The 16,195-nt window shown below is 63.9% G+C and carries 13 protein-coding genes; 6 read left to right on the plus strand and 7 right to left on the minus strand.

Going from position 1 to position 16,195, the window contains the following annotated elements:
* Positions 1 to 90 precede the first annotated feature (90 nt).
* Positions 91 to 1,050 carry a LysR family transcriptional regulator gene (locus TMPK1_RS09750; RefSeq protein ID WP_420242796.1) on the minus strand — a complete coding sequence of 320 codons (960 nt, stop codon included), beginning with the start codon at positions 1,048 to 1,050 and terminating at the stop codon, positions 91 to 93.
* Positions 1,051 to 1,187: 137 nt separating this feature from the next.
* Here TMPK1_RS09750 and TMPK1_RS09755 point away from each other — a divergent pair, with 137 nt between their 5' ends.
* Both TMPK1_RS09755 and TMPK1_RS09760 read left to right on the plus strand, forming a co-directional pair.
* The gene (locus tag TMPK1_RS09755; RefSeq protein WP_420242797.1) at positions 1,188 to 3,104 is read left to right on the plus strand and encodes a CocE/NonD family hydrolase; all 1,917 of its coding nucleotides are present in this window, start codon (positions 1,188 to 1,190) and stop codon (positions 3,102 to 3,104) included.
* A 24-nt stretch (positions 3,105 to 3,128) separates the two neighbouring features.
* Complete coding sequence (locus TMPK1_RS09760; protein ID WP_420242798.1) at positions 3,129 to 3,527, plus strand: MAPEG family protein; 399 nt, start codon at positions 3,129 to 3,131, stop codon at positions 3,525 to 3,527.
* Here the strand turns inward: TMPK1_RS09760 and TMPK1_RS09765 are convergent.
* Together TMPK1_RS09765 and metE are read right to left on the minus strand one after the other, a co-directional pair.
* Positions 3,518 to 4,210, minus strand: a complete 693-nt coding sequence (locus tag TMPK1_RS09765) for a M24 family metallopeptidase (RefSeq protein WP_420242799.1) — start codon at positions 4,208 to 4,210, stop codon at positions 3,518 to 3,520. The two genes, TMPK1_RS09760 and TMPK1_RS09765, sit on opposite strands and share 10 nt — an antisense overlap.
* Entirely contained in the window at positions 4,207 to 6,462 is a 2,256-nt protein-coding gene (gene metE / locus TMPK1_RS09770; protein ID WP_420242800.1) for a 5-methyltetrahydropteroyltriglutamate--homocysteine S-methyltransferase, read from the minus strand. Before metE ends, TMPK1_RS09765 begins: the two co-directional genes overlap by 4 nt.
* 144 nt (positions 6,463 to 6,606) lie before the next feature.
* On the opposite strand from metE, the gene TMPK1_RS09775 reads away from it, so the two are divergent.
* Positions 6,607 to 7,110: an Lrp/AsnC family transcriptional regulator gene (locus tag TMPK1_RS09775; RefSeq protein WP_420242802.1), complete on the plus strand. Its 504-nt coding sequence runs from the start codon at positions 6,607 to 6,609 to the stop codon at positions 7,108 to 7,110.
* 80 nt (positions 7,111 to 7,190) lie between these two features.
* Positions 7,191 to 9,116: a sensor histidine kinase gene (locus TMPK1_RS09780; RefSeq protein ID WP_420242803.1), complete on the plus strand. Its 1,926-nt coding sequence runs from the start codon at positions 7,191 to 7,193 to the stop codon at positions 9,114 to 9,116.
* Here the strand turns inward: TMPK1_RS09780 and TMPK1_RS09785 are convergent.
* Positions 9,069 to 10,976, minus strand: coding sequence for an AI-2E family transporter (locus TMPK1_RS09785; RefSeq protein WP_420242805.1), 1,908 nt, complete (start codon positions 10,974 to 10,976; stop codon positions 9,069 to 9,071). The two genes, TMPK1_RS09780 and TMPK1_RS09785, sit on opposite strands and share 48 nt — an antisense overlap.
* Positions 10,977 to 11,154: 178 nt before the next feature.
* On the opposite strand from TMPK1_RS09785, the gene TMPK1_RS09790 reads away from it, so the two are divergent.
* A complete protein-coding gene (locus TMPK1_RS09790) occupies positions 11,155 to 11,448 on the plus strand; it encodes a hypothetical protein (RefSeq protein WP_420242806.1) in 294 nt (97 codons plus the stop codon).
* Here TMPK1_RS09790 and TMPK1_RS09795 read toward each other — a convergent pair.
* Entirely contained in the window at positions 11,445 to 12,383 is a 939-nt protein-coding gene (locus TMPK1_RS09795) for a pyridoxamine 5'-phosphate oxidase family protein (RefSeq protein WP_420242807.1), read from the minus strand. The two genes, TMPK1_RS09790 and TMPK1_RS09795, sit on opposite strands and share 4 nt — an antisense overlap.
* Positions 12,383 to 13,000 carry a glutathione S-transferase gene (locus tag TMPK1_RS09800; RefSeq protein ID WP_420242808.1) on the minus strand — a complete coding sequence of 206 codons (618 nt, stop codon included), beginning with the start codon at positions 12,998 to 13,000 and terminating at the stop codon, positions 12,383 to 12,385. Before TMPK1_RS09800 ends, TMPK1_RS09795 begins: the two co-directional genes overlap by 1 nt.
* A gap of 168 nt (positions 13,001 to 13,168) precedes the next feature.
* On the opposite strand from TMPK1_RS09800, the gene TMPK1_RS09805 reads away from it, so the two are divergent.
* The gene (locus tag TMPK1_RS09805) at positions 13,169 to 14,074 is read left to right on the plus strand and encodes a LysR family transcriptional regulator (protein ID WP_420242809.1); all 906 of its coding nucleotides are present in this window, start codon (positions 13,169 to 13,171) and stop codon (positions 14,072 to 14,074) included.
* Between the two features lie 3 nt (positions 14,075 to 14,077).
* Here the strand turns inward: TMPK1_RS09805 and TMPK1_RS09810 are convergent, their stop codons facing one another.
* Complete coding sequence (locus TMPK1_RS09810) at positions 14,078 to 16,114, minus strand: S9 family peptidase (RefSeq protein WP_420242811.1); 2,037 nt, start codon at positions 16,112 to 16,114, stop codon at positions 14,078 to 14,080.
* Positions 16,115 to 16,195 lie beyond the last annotated feature (81 nt).

Genomic DNA, 16,195 nt, shown 5'->3' on the forward strand with positions numbered 1-16,195 from the left:
GTGGGTACGCGCGACTGCGCTGCTGCAACAGCGCAACCTCATCATGCAACGATGAGGTGGATGGGACGATCGATCGAAGACGCGTCGCCGTTAACCGCTTGCGGTCCCGCCGACGACGGACAAAAACGGTTGTGCAGCCTGCTGCTCGCGCAACGTCGAAAGATGCCCAGCGAGTTGCGCCAACGGCAGCCGGTCGGCTTTCGATTTCTGCCAGATCGCCCAGGCGACGCGTTCTTCGCGCGGCCACAATGGCATCGTCACCAGTCCTTCACCGCCCAAAGGCGACGGCAGGATCTGTTCGGCGATGATGCCGATGCCGTGACCGGCGCGCGCCAGTTCGGCAATCGCCTCGGTCATCTGCACGAACCAGATTCGCGTCGGCGGGCCGGAATTTGCCGCGGTCGCTTCGCGCAGCGAACGCTCGTCGCTTTCGCGCAAATCGTGCGTCAACAAGGTCTCGCCCGCCAACTCGCGCCAGGCGATCGCGGGGCGACGCGATGTACGCGACGTCACCAGCCGATGAGACGGGCTCAACAGCGCGAGGATCTCCATCGCGAAGAGACGTTTGCTCTCAAACCGCGCGTCGCCCGACGGCTGATGCGAAATCAGCAGGTCGACTTCGTCGGCGACGAGCAATCCCACGTCGCACCTGCCGACATCTGGCACGATCTGCAGATCCAACGTCGGGGACATGCCGGCGAAGCGAGCCATGCCAGCGGCTAGCCAGGGATACATCGTGTAACAGCTCGGCGCGACGCGCAGCCGCGGACGTTCGTCGTGCCGCTGTTGCTGCAACGACGCTTCGGCTTCGTCGAGCGCGCGCAACGTCGTGTCGGCAATCTCGAGCAACCGCAGGCCGGCCTCGGTCGGCATCATGCGCTTGCCGACCCGATCAAACAGCTTGGCGCCCAAGTCTTTTTCCAACCCCAGCAGCTGATGGCTGAGCGCCGATTGCGACAGGTGCAGCCGCGTGCCTGCACGCGTCAGCGTGCCTTCGCGCGCGACCGCCTGCACCAACCGCAAATGCCGAACCTCGATTTTTCCTGCCATCAAGCCACTCCGCCGGTCAGAACAATTGGCCTTGGCGCTCCGAGGAGACAGCCGCAAAGAGCCAATCGAACCGTTGCCCTTGTCCGTTCACCGCGCTGTACTGCCAACGCAAAAATCAGAACGCAGGTTTTGAGGGAATGAGTATGCGCCTGGCAGCACCGATTTTGTCGATCCTTCTTTTGGCTGGCACAGCTGCGGCAGAAACGCCGGTAACGATGCCGGACATTCCCGAGAAGTTCGACCGCACCGTGCAAAGCGCCGACTACATCAAACGCGACGTGATGATTGCGATGCGCGATGGCGTGAAGCTGCACACGGTCATCGTCATTCCCAAAGGTGCGAAAAACGCACCGATCCTGCTGACGCGTACGCCGTACAACGCGAACCAGAAGCTCGAACGCACGGCCAGTTTCAACCGTGCGGCGCGCTTGCAGCTCGACGACGAGCTGTTCACCAGCGACGGCTATATCCGTGTCTATCAGGACGTGCGCGGAAAATGGGGTTCGGAGGGCGACTATCTGATGACGCGCCCGTTGGTGGGGCCGCTGAACAACACGCAGGTCGATCATTCGACCGACGCGTATGACACGATTGAATGGCTGGTGAAGAACCTGCCCGAGAGCAATGGCAAAGTCGGCATCACCGGTTCGTCCTATGACGGTTTCACCACTGTGATGGCGATGATCAATCCGCACCCGGCGCTCAAAGTCGCGGCGCCGATGTGCCCGATGATCGACGGCTGGATGGGCGACGACTGGTTCCACAACGGCGCCTTCCGCATGACGAATCTCGACTACATTTACGATCAAACCAGCGGGCGTCAGTCGAGCTGGGGAAAGATGCCGCATCCCGGGCGCGACGATTACGAGTCCTATCGCGCTGCAGGTGCAGCCGGTGAGTCCGCCAAGCGCGTCGGGCTCGATCAACTGCCCTTCTGGCGCAAGATCGTCGAACATCCAGCTTACGACTCGTTCTGGCAGAACCAAGCGCTTGATAAGATCCTGGCGCAGAAGCCGCTTGCGGTTCCGACGATGTGGATCACCAGCATCTGGGACCAGGAAGACATCTATGGCGGTATCGCCGCCTATCGCGCGACCGAGCCCAAGGACACCAACAACGACAAGAACTTTCTGGTGATGGGGCCGTGGCGCCACAGCGGTGCCAAAGGCGACGGCGACAAACTCGGCCTGATCAAGTTCGACGGCGACACGGCGGCGCAATTCCGCCGCGACGTGCTGAAGCCGTTCCTGGACATGTATCTGAAAGACGGCGCACCCAAAGCCGACATCGCGCCGGTAATTGCGTACGAGACCGGCACCAATCGCTGGACGCGTTATAAAAGCTGGCCGCTCGCCTGCGAGAAAGGCTGCGAGACCACGTCGAAGCCGATCTATCTGCAGGCAGGATTCAAACTCGGCTTTGACAAGCCGACGACCGACACGGCAAACGACCACGACGACTATTTCTCGGACCCGAACAAGCCGGTGCCGAACTGGCCGCGCCCGGTGCAGTTGAAGAACGCCGACGATTGGCGCCGTTGGTTGCTGCAGGACCAGCGCTTCGTCGCCGATCGCCCCGACGTGCTGAGCTATGTGTCGGACGTGCTGACCGAGCCGATGCATATTGCGGGTCTGCCGATGGTCAATCTGCTTGCTTCGACCACCGGCACGGATTCGGATTGGATTGTGAAGCTGATCGACGTCTATCCCGAAGACGTGCCAAGCCAGCTTGAGCTGGGCGGCTACCAGTTGATGGTTGCGGCCGACATTTTCCGCGGCCGCTACCGCGACAGTCTGGAAAAGCCAACCGCGATTCCGTCCGACAAGGTGCAGCGCTATCGCTTTACGCTGCCCAACAGCAATCACGTGTTTCTGCCCGGCCATCGCGTGATGGTGCAGATCCAATCGAGCTGGTTTCCAGTCTATGACCGCAACCCGCAAAGCTTCGTGCCGAATATTCTTCTCGCCCAACCTACCGACTACAAAGTCGCGTTGCAGCGCATCTTCCACAGCGCGTCGTCGGCGAGTTCGATCGAATTGCCGATCGTCAGATAACAAACAGACAGAAGGGGGAGTCCGATGCCATCACCAGAAATTACCTACACCGCGCTTACGGCCATGTTCACCGGCGTGCTGTGGGTGCCGCTGATCCTCAATCGGATCCGCGAGAAAAGCATGTGGCCGACGTTGCGCGACCCCGCTCCCGACCAACCGACGGCTTCGTGGGCGCTGCGTCTGCAAAAGGCGCATCGCAACGCGATCGAGAACCTCACCGTCTTCGCACCGCTGGCGCTGGCGGTGCCGATTGCAGGCATGTCGACAGCGACGACGGCGATGTGGTGTGCGGTGTTCTTCTGGGCCCGGGTCGCGCACGCGTTGGTCTATACGTTCGGCGTTCCCGTGTTGCGCACCGTGGCCTTCACCGTCGGTTTCATCGCGCAGCTCGTGCTATTCCTGCATCTGGTCGGCTACGCCTGAAGCAGGTCCTCGTAGAACCCGCCGAACTGGCGCGCCTCGTCGACAAGATGCACTTCGGCGATCCAATGGCGCGCCAAACCGCGCACATCCGGCGCACGCATCGGCAGATCGTTGCCGGGCGCGACATAGGAATGGCGCAGCTCGGCGGGAATCTTCTTGTGCGGGAATTCGCCGATCAGATGACCGGCGATTTCGCCGCCAAAGCCCCAGCCCAGATCGCGTGACATCGCGACGGCAAAGTCGAACAACGCAGCGCCGGTAAGATCGGGCTCGGCGCGGAACAGGTGCTCGATCGCCGCGTAGACGCGCGGCAAGTCGATGCGCAACTGATGTTTGCGCGAATCGTCCCCCAGCACATAGGTGCGGCCAAGATCGGCCTCCCACGCAGCCAGAACCGGCCCGAGATCGACGAACAAGATGTCGTCCTCTTCGATCACGCGGTCGGGCGGCTCGTGCGCATAGGGCAGCAACGTATTCACGCCCGCACGCACGACGCGCTTATGCCAATGGAGTTTGATTCCGTAGGCGCTGCGCGCGAGATCGTGAATCTCGCGGCTTAGTTCCGACTCAGTAATGCCGGGCCGGACCAGATCGCGTTCGATATCGTCGAACAAAGCAAGGCCGATCCGCCGTGCCTCTTGCAACGCGGCAGCTGGATCGACGTCCAAGGTCAGCGCGCTCATTGCGCCAGCTCCGCGCGCACCGTCTTGGCGGCTGCGACCAGCGCCCGCAGCGCCGGATCGACGTCGCGCCAAGCCCGCGTCTTGAGCCCGCAATCGGGATTCACCCACACGCGTTCGGGCGCGTAGCTGCGCACCGCCGTCCGGATCAAGCCGGCCAGCTCTGCTTCGTCGGGAACGCGCGGCGAGTGAATGTCGTACACGCCAGGACCGACCTCGTTCAGCCGGTGCCCCGCCACCGAAGACAGGATCGACATGTCGGAGCGCGCCGCTTCGATCGAAATCACGTCGGCGTCCAACGCTTCGATCGCCGCCATGATGTCGGAGAATTCCGCGTAGCACATATGGGTGTGGATCTGCGTCGCATCGCCGACGCCGCCGGTCGCGATGCGGAATGACTCCACCGCCCAGCGCAGGAAATTGGCGCGTTGCGATGCTTCCAGCGGCAGGGCTTCGCGCAGCGCTGCTTCATCGACCTGCACGACGCGCAAGCCAGCGCGTTCGAGGTCGATGACTTCGTCGCGAATGGCGACCGCAATCTGCCGACAGGTTGCTTCCAACGGCTGGTCGTCGCGCACGAACGACCATTTGAGGATCGTGACCGGCCCGGTCAGCATGCCCTTCACCGGCTTCTTCGACAGCGACTGCGCGTAGACGGCAAGATCGACGGTCATTGCGTTTCGCCGCTGCACGTCGCCGAACAGGATCGGCGGCTTGACGCAGCGCGACCCGTAGGACTGCACCCAGCCCGCTTCGGTCACCGCAAACCCGTCAAGCTGTTCGCCGAAGAACTCGACCATGTCGTTGCGTTCGGGTTCGCCGTGCACCAGCACGTCGAGACCGATGTCCTCTTGCGCCGCGACGGCATAGGCGACTGCGTCGCGCATCGCCTGGTCGTAGCCTGCCGTGTCCAACGTGCCGCGACGATGAGCGGCGCGGGCTTGGCGAATATCGTCGGTTTGCGGGAACGAGCCGATCGTCGTGGTCGGCAGCAGCGGCAAGGCCAAGGTCGCACGCTGGGCGGTGGCGCGCGCGTCGTAGCTTTTGCGCTTCCACGATTTGGCATCGAACGAGCGGACGCGCGCGCGGATGGTTTCGTTGCGCACGCGCGACGAGGCGGCGCGGCAGGCAACGACCAAATCCGATACGCGCAGCTCTTGTTCGATTGCGCCGGCGCCATAGACCGCACCTTTGGACAAGGTCGCGATCTCGCCCAGCTTCTCATCGGCAAAGGCGAGCCAGCTTTTCAGCTCAGGGTCCAGCCTGTGTTCGCGCCCGAGCGACACCGGCACGTGCAGCAGCGAGCAGCTTGGCGCGACGAGCAGGCGCGACGCGTCGCGCCGATCGGCAACCGTGCGGATCGTCGTCAGGGCACGCCGCAAATCGCAGCGCCAGACATTGCGGCCGTCGACGACGCCCAGCGACAGGACCTTGTCGGCCGGAATCTTGGCCAACGCAGGTTGCAGATCGGCGGCACCGTGCACGAGATCGAGATGCACGCCTTCGACCGGCAGCGTTGCGACCAAATCCAGATTGTCGCCCAGCGGCGCGAAGTACGAGGTCAGCAACAGCTTGGGCCGTTGCTCGAACGCCAATGCGTCATAGGTGCGGCGCAATGCGGCCTGCAGACGTTCGTTGGCGTCGAGCGCCAGAACCGGCTCGTCGATCTGCACCCAATCGGCGCCGGCCGATTTCAGCACGCGCAGCAAATTCGCATAGACTGGCAACAGACCGTCGAGCAGATCGAGCGGATCGAAGCCCGGCGCTTTCGACAGATGTAGCAACGTCACCGGCCCCAGCAGCACCGGGCGCGCAACGCCGCCGGCGCTTGCTTCGCGATAGGACAGTAGCTGCGCCGCGTCGCTGAGCTGAAAGCGCTGCCCGCGCACCAGTTCGGGCACCAGATGGTGATAGTTGGTGTCGAACCATTTGGTCATTTCGAGCGGCGCCGCACCGCCCTTCTCGCCGCGCGCCATCGCGAAATAGCGGCGCAGGCCGGTCAGGCCGGCGAAGCGTTCGGGCACAATGCCGACCGCGAGCGCGGTATCGAGCACATGGTCGTAGAGCGAGAAGTCACCGCACGGCACGACGTCCAAACCCGCGGCGCGTTGGGTGTCGCGCGCGGTCGCGCGCAGCCGGCTCGCCGTCGCTTCGAGATCGGCTTCCGACCGCTCGCCGCTCCAGAACGATTCCAGCGCACGCTTTAAATCGCGCGCGCGGCCGATGCGGGGATAGCCGAGTGTCGTTGCCTGCACGTCCAGTCCTCCTGTTTAGGTGGGCATGGGTACGCCGGAGGCTTGCGCGACGTCCTTGCATTCTGGCCCGCTTCCCAGGCCTATTCTGCAGGAAACCAGCAAGATAGGTGATCCGTGCGCAAGAAAGCCGCAAAAGAACCTGGAATGATCGAACGTGCGGCACGACCGGACGTGCCGGCGCTGGATGCGTTCGACATCAAGATCCTCGGCGCGCTGCGGGACAATGCGCGCGCCAGCAACGTCGAGATCGCGGAGAAAATCGGCCTGACCGAGTCGACCTGCTCGCGCCGGATCAAGCGACTCGAAGAAGACCGCGTCATCACCGGCTATCATCTGGGGCTGGAGCCGGATTTCGTCGGCGTCGGCTTGATCGCCTTCGTCACCTTGGTGCTGGAGAATTTCAACGAGCAAACCGCCGATCGGTTCGCGCGCGAGATTCGCGCCATGCCGGAAGTCGTCTCCTGTCACATCGTATCGGGCGGCTTCGACGCGCTGCTGCATATTGCGGCGGCGGATCTGCGCTCCTTTTCGACCTTCGTGCTCGACCGGCTGCGGCTGCTGCCGGGCGTCAAGGACCTGCGGTCTAGTTTCGTCATGCGCAGCTTGAAGGATTCGACCTCGTTACCGATTGCACGGAGCGCCGGCTGACGTTCGTCAGACGAACAGGCTCGGTCGAGGTCTTCTGTCCTTTGCCAATTCAGAAAGGATTTCACGCCAAAAAAGACGGCGTGCGCACACTGCCTCTCCTTCTTCTGCTGCTGTTGCTGATCGCCCGGCCGGGCATCGGCGCAACCGTGCCCGCCATTGACGGTGAAACCACTGTGATTGGTGCGGAGCTGGAGCGGCTCGACGGTGCCGGCGACGACGCGACGATCCAGGACGTTCTGTCGCCGGCGTTGCAGGCACGGTTTCACCCGGTCGGCACGCCGCGCCCGTCGGTGGCGCCGCGCGACGGTACGGTCTGGTTCCGGGTCACGATCGATCTGCCGCCGCAGCCCGACTTTCAGATCGCGAGCAACGCCGTCCGTGCCGACATCATCGACCTGTTTGCAGTCGATCGTGCCGGCAACGTGCTGCGCCAGAGCGAAGGCGGGTTGCGCGCGCGCGACGGCCGCTGGTCGTCGCTGAAACTGTTTCATCTGGGCGAGCCGCAGATCACCGTCTATCTGCGCATGCGCACGCACTACATTTCAGCGGCACCGCTGCGTATCGAATCGCTGAATGCGGCGGCTGCGCGCGACCAGCAGTTCGAACATACGATCATGCTGCTGTTGGGCGCCTTGCTGGTCACCGCGCTCGCCTTCGCGTCGATGTGGTACCGGCTCGGCGGGGCAGTGCATCGCAACGGCCTTGCGATGTCGCTGTTCGGTCTGCCGCTGGCGCAGATGTTTCTCGGGCTCGACCGCGTCACCTGGCCGACGGCGTTGCTCGAACCGGCGCTGAACCGGTTTCTCTATCAGTTCTTCATCGGCGGCTTTTACGCGTCGATCCTGCTCTTCGCGCTGCATTTCCTGCAGCTCGACAAAACGAAGCGTCTGGCGCGCACCATCCGCACCCTGGCGCCGACTGCTTTTGCGGCGCTTCTTGTGGTGCCTGTGCTGCCGTCGTCGATCGGCCTGCCGCTGACCAATCTCTGCATCACCGCCGCGCTGGTTGCAGGATCCGTGTTGTGCATCTGGGCGCTGGTCACACGCTCGCAGCACAAGCTGCTGATCCTGGCTTTCGCCATTCCGACTGCGCTGTCGCTGGGCATCCAGACCGCCGCCGCATCGCAGCTCGTCCCGTGGCAGCCGATCTGGCAGTGGCTGACCGCCGTCCCGATGCTGGCGATGCCGTTCGGTGCGGCTGCCTTGCTGGCCGATTCGGTGCGACGGCGCATGCAGACCTTGGTCGAGGAACGCACGCGCGCTTTGACCGAGGCGGTCGAATCGCGCGACCGCGTGCTGCGGCTGGTCGCGCACGATCTGCGCAACCCGGTCGGATCGATTCACGCGGCAAGCGAGCTGCTGCTGTCGACGCCGTCGGACCGGTCCCGCGATCGTTTGCTGCATGCGGTGCAAGCCGGCAGCGAAGCCGCGTTGCGTCTGATGGACGATCTGCTCGACGTGGCAGCGATCGAAAACGGCTCGGTCGCAATCCAGAACGAAGATGTCGAAGCGTCGAGCTGGCTGCGCCAGCGCTGCGAATTGCTGCGCCTCACCGCCGAGCGCAAATCGCTGTTGCTGCAAGTTCGCACGCCCGGCCCCTGCTTCGCCTGGTTCGATCCCGCGCGCACCGGACAGGCCTTGGACAATCTGGCGGGCAATGCGCTGAAATTCAGCCCGCGCGGCAGCATCGTCACAATCGAGCTGATCGACGCCGACGACGAAATTCGCTTCGTCGTCACCGATCAGGGTCCCGGCATTGCAGCGCCCGAGCTGACGCGGCTGTTCGGCGAATTCGAAACCGGCGCTGCCCGCCCCACCGGCGGCGAACGCAGCACCGGCCTAGGTCTCACGATCGCGCGCACCTTGATCCATGCGCAGCGCGGCAAGATTACAGTCGAAAGCGGGCCAGGAACGGGATCGAGCTTTACGATCCATCTGCCGCGCGATCCGACGCGCGGATCAATCGGCCGCGTTGTCGGCGCGGCTGGCCAAGTTCGTCCCGCGTAGCGCCGCAACCGCGGTCGCAAGTTTCTCAACCGTTTCGCGCAACGTCGTTGCGACGCCTTCGGCACCGTTCGATTCGGCGCTGCGTTCGACGTCGCTCGTCTGCCCGAACAAAGCCAGCAGCACCGGCACGTTGGGCGGCACGCCGCGACGCAGGCGGCGATGCGCAATGCGCACATAGGCCGGGCTGGGCGCGCGCGCAAAACACTGGCACGCGATTGCGACGGTCGACAGATCTTCGGTCGCCAACGACGACATGCTGCTGCTGATCCGCGTGCCGATGTCGCGCAGCGCCAGCAGACGCGCCACGACCACGGCCGCCGGCATGTCCAGCGCACCGCGGCCGGGCACGCACAGAACCGGCACGTCATGTTCCAGACGCGGTGCGGCGGCGCGCTCTTCGGGAGAATTGCTTTCTTCGACCGCGAGATCCGACACGAGATCGATTACGCTCAGCATATGCTCGACCAGACGCTGCTGGTCGGGCGGGCTCAACGAACCGCGATCGACGTCGTTCTGCGCCAAAGCCAGCGCCGGCAGCACGACATCGGCAAAGAACGCGTCGAGCGTACGGTTGGTGAGAAACGCTTCGGCTTGCGTGCCCGCTTCGATCGCGTCGCCTGCCAGCAGCCGTTGATAGAAGGTTTCTTCCGGCGCCAGCACCTCTTCATTGCCGAGCAGCACCGCGATGGTTTCGAATTGCGGCACGTGCCGTCCCAGCACGACGAGACACACAGTCAGCGGCGTTGCGACCAGCAGACCGATCGGTCCCCACAACCACGCCCAGAAGGTGATCGCCACCATATAGGCAAGCGGCGACAGGCCCGTGCTGTGCCCGTAGAGCAGCGGTTCGATCAGATTACCGGTGACGACTTCGACGCTGAAAAACAGCGCCATCGTCCACAATGCCATCGACCAGCCCGGATCGACCGCAACGCCGAGCACGATCGGACACAGGCTGGCGAGAATAGGGCCCAGCACCGGAATGAAGCGCAGCACCCACGCCGCCAATCCCCACAATAGCGGATTGGGAATTCCGATCAGCCACAGGCCGAGTCCGATCTGCAGACCGAAGGCTGCATTGACGAAAAGCTGGACCAGCAGATAGCGGCTGACGCGCCGCGCCGCATCGTCAAGCGCGGCGGTGGTGCGGTGAATATCGTGCGAGCCTGCAATCCGGATCAGCCGGTCGCGCAGATCTTCGCGTTGCAGCAGCAAGAAAATCAAAAACACCAACACCAGCGCCGCAACACCCAGCGGGCGCAGCAGCGGTGCTACGAAATTCTCCAGCAGTTGGAGCGACGATGGCGGCGGTTGATGAATCTCGACCGGCAGCGGCGGCGTGGTCGGCGGCACATTTGGCGCCGGCTTCTTCGGTTGGTCGCGCGAACCATCCAGTTCGGCCTGCAAGGTCTCGACCATGTTGGTGGCGCGCGTGACGATGTCGGACTGGCCCTCTTGTTTCAGGGCCCGCAGCTTGGTTTGCACGTTGCGCTGATAGTCGGGCAACTGTCCGACCAGCGCCGTCAGCTGCCCGCCGACGACGAAGCCGAGACTGGCAACCACTGCGACCGCGACGGCGACGACGATTGCGACCGAGAAAATGCGGCCGCTGCCGGCCCGGCGCAGCCGCCGCACCGGCGGGCCTAGAATAAAAGCAAGCAAGGTCGCGACGACGAAGGGAATGAAGATCTCGCGCCCGACATACAGCGCGCCGACGATCGCCAAGCCGGCCAGGATCGACAAAGCGGTCTCATAGCCACGCCGGTCCGTCGGCCGCACGCGGATGCCACGCCCCGATGCCGGCCCAGGCTCGTTCGGTGCGGCAGCAATGCCGCCCGGGTCGCGCGCACCAAGGGTCATGCCGCACCAACGTGCCCGCAGCCCGGATAGTTTCGTCCAGGCGCCGGGACGGACAATTGCTCGGGCAATGGAACTGGCCAGGCAACCAGACCCGCCGTTCGGCCGCCAAAACCAAAAAAGGCCGGCTTCGGCTGCTTAAATCGGACGGGCGCGCCCGGATGCTTTAGGGTCGCGCGCCATGACCGAAAACACCGTCGCTTTCCAACTCTCGCTTCGATTCGGCGCCAAGCCGATCAAAGCGGTCCTGCACGTCGCTGAGACCATCAGCCCGGCTGCGCGTGCGCGCCTGGCGACCTATGTCGACCAGGAAGAATTGCCCGACCCGATCCTGCTGGGGCAGATGTCGGCGACCGCGGCGCGTACCAACGCAGCGTATTTTCGCCAGAAGATCCTGCGCGAACCGGTGCCGATCTCGTTGTGGGAACGCAAAGACGGCGGCGCCTTCACCTGCAGCGCGAGCAACATGCCCTAACTGGGCAACCATTCGCCGGTCGCAAGCGTGACCGGCGAAAACTCTCGAAAGACCCAGCGCAACGGCACCGCGTCCCGGCGACGCCAGACCCGTTCGACGCGCACGCGCCACACACGTTCGGCGCCTTCGATGCGGTCCAGCTCGGGCCCGTCCCACAGAATTTCGGTCGTTCCCTGCACGTGCAGCAGGTCGCCGCGATCAAAGTCGATGAACAACAATCCCGCGCGCGGTTCGAGCAGCAGATTGCCGAGCGTGTTGAAATAGCGGTTGCCGCGAAAGTCGGGGATCGTCAGCAGATTCCCGTCATCGATGCGCACGAAGCCGGGCCGCCCGCCACGATGCGAAATGTCGGCACCGAACGCAGGACCGCTGCGCGTCGCCGTCGAAGTGGCGACAAAGAACGTGTCGGCGTTGCGGATCTGCGCCAACGCTTCTTCATCGAGTTGCGGCAGCCGTTCGAGCGCGCTCGTTTCGGCCGGCGGCACGTAATAGGCCTGCCGTCCTTGAATATATTGCGGGCAATTGCCGAAGCTCTGCAGCACTTCGAGCTGCAGCCCCTGTTCGTCACGCGCGACCACGCGCCCATTGGCGCGGTTGCGCCGGCGGGTTGCGAGATCGATGCCCAACAATGCGAACGGCGCATGCGGCACCAGCAACGGCGCGATCGGGTCGATCGCATCCGGTCCTGCATCAATAACGAGATGCTGCGGGTCGGGGCTGGCGATGAAGCCTTGCGGTCCTGCGAGCGTCGACGCCACCGGCCAACCGGCCGCGTCATTGGTCGCGATCACCACGAACGGCAGCATCGCGAAGAAAGCGCGATGCTGATCGGGCATGAAATCGCGGATCGGCGCGCCGCGCAGCTGCACGCCGGCACGAAGCTGCGCTTCGATCTCGCCGGCGTGGAACGGCGACTGGCCGATGAATTCCTGCATCACGCAACCTGGGGAATCGGCAGGCGCGGCATGCCGCGAAAGCCTGGAATGGATTCGATCCGCGCGATCCACGCCTGCACCGACGGATACGGGTCGAGCGGGATGCCGCCTTCGGGCGCATGCGCGACATACGAGTAGCAAGCGAGATCGGCGATCGTCGGATGGGTCGTCGCGAGATAGTCCTTGTCGGCAAGATGCTGTTCGAGAAAGCGCAACAGCCGTTCGGCAATCTGTGTCGCCGACACGGGATCGCCCGACATGCCGAACTGCAACACGCGGCGCGCGATGCCGGGTCCGTACATCACCTCGCCGGCCGCAATCGACAGGAAGCGCTGCACGCGCGCTGCTTCGAGCGGCGTATCGGGCAACCACTTGCCGCTGCGGTCATAGGTCTTGGCGAGATAGACCAGGATCGCGTTGCTGTCGGTGAGAATGACGTCGCCATCTTGCAGCACTGGAATCTGCTGCAGCGGATTGAGCGCGGCGAATTCGGGCGTCTTGCGCACGTCGGCCGGCGCATCGACGAATTTGTAGGTCAGGCCCAGCAGGTCCAGCAGCAGCTCAACCCGGTGCCCGTGCCCTGACAGGCTGGTCGAATAGAGAATTCGTTCCGTCATTGTCCCCTCCCGTTGGCTCTTATCTAGCGTCCCGCGCGCGGCATCAGAACCGAACCAGATTGCAAGGTACTCTTGCGTTCGGTGGAATGATCGTCGTCCCATGGGGCCCATTGCTTCACCGGCGCTCCGCGCCGGTGGGGCGCAGTTCACGGTGCGAAGCGCCCAAGCATGGACCGGCTCGACGAACTCGCGATCTTTCTTTCGATCCTCGACAGCGGGAGTTTCGCTGCGGCGGCGCGGAAGCTGCACAAATCGCCGCCCGCGGTAACGCGCGCATTGGCTGGGCTAGAAGAACGGTTGGGCGTGCGCCTGGTCGAGCGCACCACGCGTCGCCTGGCCCCGACCGAAGCAGGCCGCACACTGGCCGAACGCGTACGGCCGTTGCTCGCCACCTATGACGAAGCGATGGATGTCGCAGGCGATGGCGGCGGCGTGCGCGGGTTGTTGCGCGTCACCGCGCCGTTGGTGTTCGGCCGCCGCCACGTCACGCCGATCATCGCGAACTTCCTGCAGGCGCAGCCGCTGGTGCGCATCGACTTCGTGCTTAGCGACCGCTGGCTTGACATGGTCGAAGAAAAAATCGACGTCGCGGTGCGCATCGGCGCGCTGGCCGATTCAAGCCTGGTTGCGCGCAAAGTCGGCGAAGTCCGGCGCGTGCTGGTCGCCAGCCCGGCCTATCTCGCAGCGCACGGCACGCCGCGCACGCCCGACGAACTTCCCACGCACGAGCTGGTGACGACGTCGAGCAACCCGCTGGCCAGCGAATGGCGCTTCGGCGGCGGCCGCAAGCGTGAGCTGCTGATCCGCGTCGTGCCGCGCCTCATGGTCAACGAGATCGACGCGATGTTGATCGCCGTACGCGCCGGACGCGGCATCGGTCGCGCTTTGTCGTATCAGGTCGCCAACGAGATTGCGGCGGGCACGCTGGTGCGCGTGCTGCCCGACTTCGAGCCACCGCCGCTGGCGGTGCAACTCGTCGTTCCCAGCGCGCGGCATCTGCCGACGCGCACCCGCGCCTTTCTCGACGACGCGGCAAAATCGCTGCGCGCACTGGACGTGATCAAGCCGGCATGACGTTTACGGCGCGCCGCCTTCTTTCGCGCTGCCGCCGAGATATTTGTCGTACCAGGCGAGATAGCGTTCCAGCACGTCGCGCTTGTAGCTGGGCCGTTTGATGCCGTGAAACTGGCCGGGATAGATCACCAACTGCGTGTCGAGCCCAAGACTCTTCAGCGCCTGGTACATTTGTTCCGAATTCAGCAGCGGAACGTTGAAGTCCTTCTCGCCGCACAGAAACAGAGTCGGCGTCTTGATCCGGTCGGCGTGCAGGAACGGATCCGACAGATTCAGCCAGGTCTGCGTCGCTTCCCACGGGCGACCCAGTTCCATTTCATAGTCGCGCGTATATTGGTCGGTGCCGTAGCCAGCCAGAATGTTCGACGCGCTGGCACCGCTGGTCGCAACTTTGAAGCGCGTGTCGCGTGCGATGACATAGTTGGTCAGAAGCCCGCCATAGGACCAACCGCCGACGCCGAGCCGCGCCGGATCGGCCATGCCCTGCGCGACGACATAGTCGACCGCAGCCAACACGTCGTCGCCGTCTTTCTTGCCCCACGATGCATAGATCGCGCTGGAGAAGGCTTCGCCGCGACCGGTGCTGCCGCGTGGATTGGCGGTGACGACGAGATAGCCACGCGCCGCAAGCAGCTGCATTTCGAACGAATAGCTCAACTGATATTGCGCCTGCGGCCCGCCATGGATGCGCAGCACGGTCGGATATTTGCGCCCGGCAACAAAGCCCGGCGGCTTGTAGAGCAAGCCGTGGATCTCGGTTCCGTCGGCGCTTTTGAATGCGATCTCATCGGCCGGCGTCGTCTGCACTGTTTGCAGCCAGGCATTGTGCTTGGTCACCTGCCGTGGCTTGCCGTTGTCGAGCGCGAAAATTTCGGCCGGCGCAGTTGGCGTGCTTAACAGCACCGCTTCTTTGCCCGCCGCGGCGACATAGGCGCCGACGACATTGCGTCCCTGCAACACCGACTTCAACGCGCCGTCGCGCAACGAGACCTCGCCCAGATAGACGGTGCGATCGTCTTCGACCAGAAGGCGGATCGACTTGCCGTCTTTGCTCCACACCGGCGCGCGCACGTTGCGATCCAGCGATTCCGCGAATAGACGCGGTGCGCCGCCGCCGACCGGCACGACCGCCAATTTGCGCACGCCATATTCGAACAGTTTCAGCGACGGTCCCTGCAGATAGGCGAGCTGGGTTCCGTCAGGGCTGAACGCAAGCGGGCTTTTATAGTCGGGTTTGTTGTCAGCCGCCGGATAGGTGGTCAGCGCGCGCGGCGTCGCGTTCTCGACGGCATCGACCAGAAACACGTCGTAATTGTCGTCGCGGTCGAAATCGGGACGGCTGCGCCGCGATACGAAAGCGATGCGTTTGCCGTCGGGCGACCAGGCCGGCATCGCATCATCGAACTCGCCGCTGGTGATGCGCGTCAGCTTGCGGTCGGCAAGATCGAGCACGTGCAGCCGGTCACGCTTCTTGCCGAGATAGCCGTCGATATCTTCCTTGAAGTGAAACCGGTCGATGACGATCGGCTTCTTGGCTTTCTTCTTGTCTTTCGCTTCGCCCTCTTCGTCCTCGTCGGGATCGGCGTCTTCAACGATCAGCGCCAGGCGTTTGCCGTCGGGTGACCAGGCATAGTCGTTGATCGAACCTTTGGTCTCGGTGATCTTCTCGGCCTCACCGCCGGCACGATCGAGCAGCCACAACTGTTCGATCTCTTTCTCATCGCCGCGTCCTGATAAGAACGCCAGATAGCGGCCGTCGGGGCTGAATTTCGGCTTCTTCTCGCTGGCATTGGGCGTCGACGTCATCTGCAACGTCTGTTTGCCGTCCCACGACGTCATGAAGACATGCGTGATCGCCTTGTCCTGCTTTTTGTCGACGGCAGCGACCGCATAGGCGATCCACGTGCCTTCGGGCGACAATTGGGGATCGGACAGAACCCGCTCATTGTCCTGGTCGTCGAGCACGAGCGGACGCGGCGTTTGCGCGAAGGCGGGTGCTGCGGCCAGCAGCGCGACAAGGCAAAGCGAGCGGATCTGCATAAGGCGCAGGATCGGCAGACGCGACGCCCGCCGCAAGGACCAATTTTCGGCGTCGTGGGCCGCCGGATTTCGGCGGCAACC

The sequence above is a fragment of the Roseiterribacter gracilis genome (assembly GCA_018332375.1).
Lineage (GTDB): Bacteria > Pseudomonadota > Alphaproteobacteria > BOG-932 > Roseiterribacteraceae > Roseiterribacter > Roseiterribacter gracilis.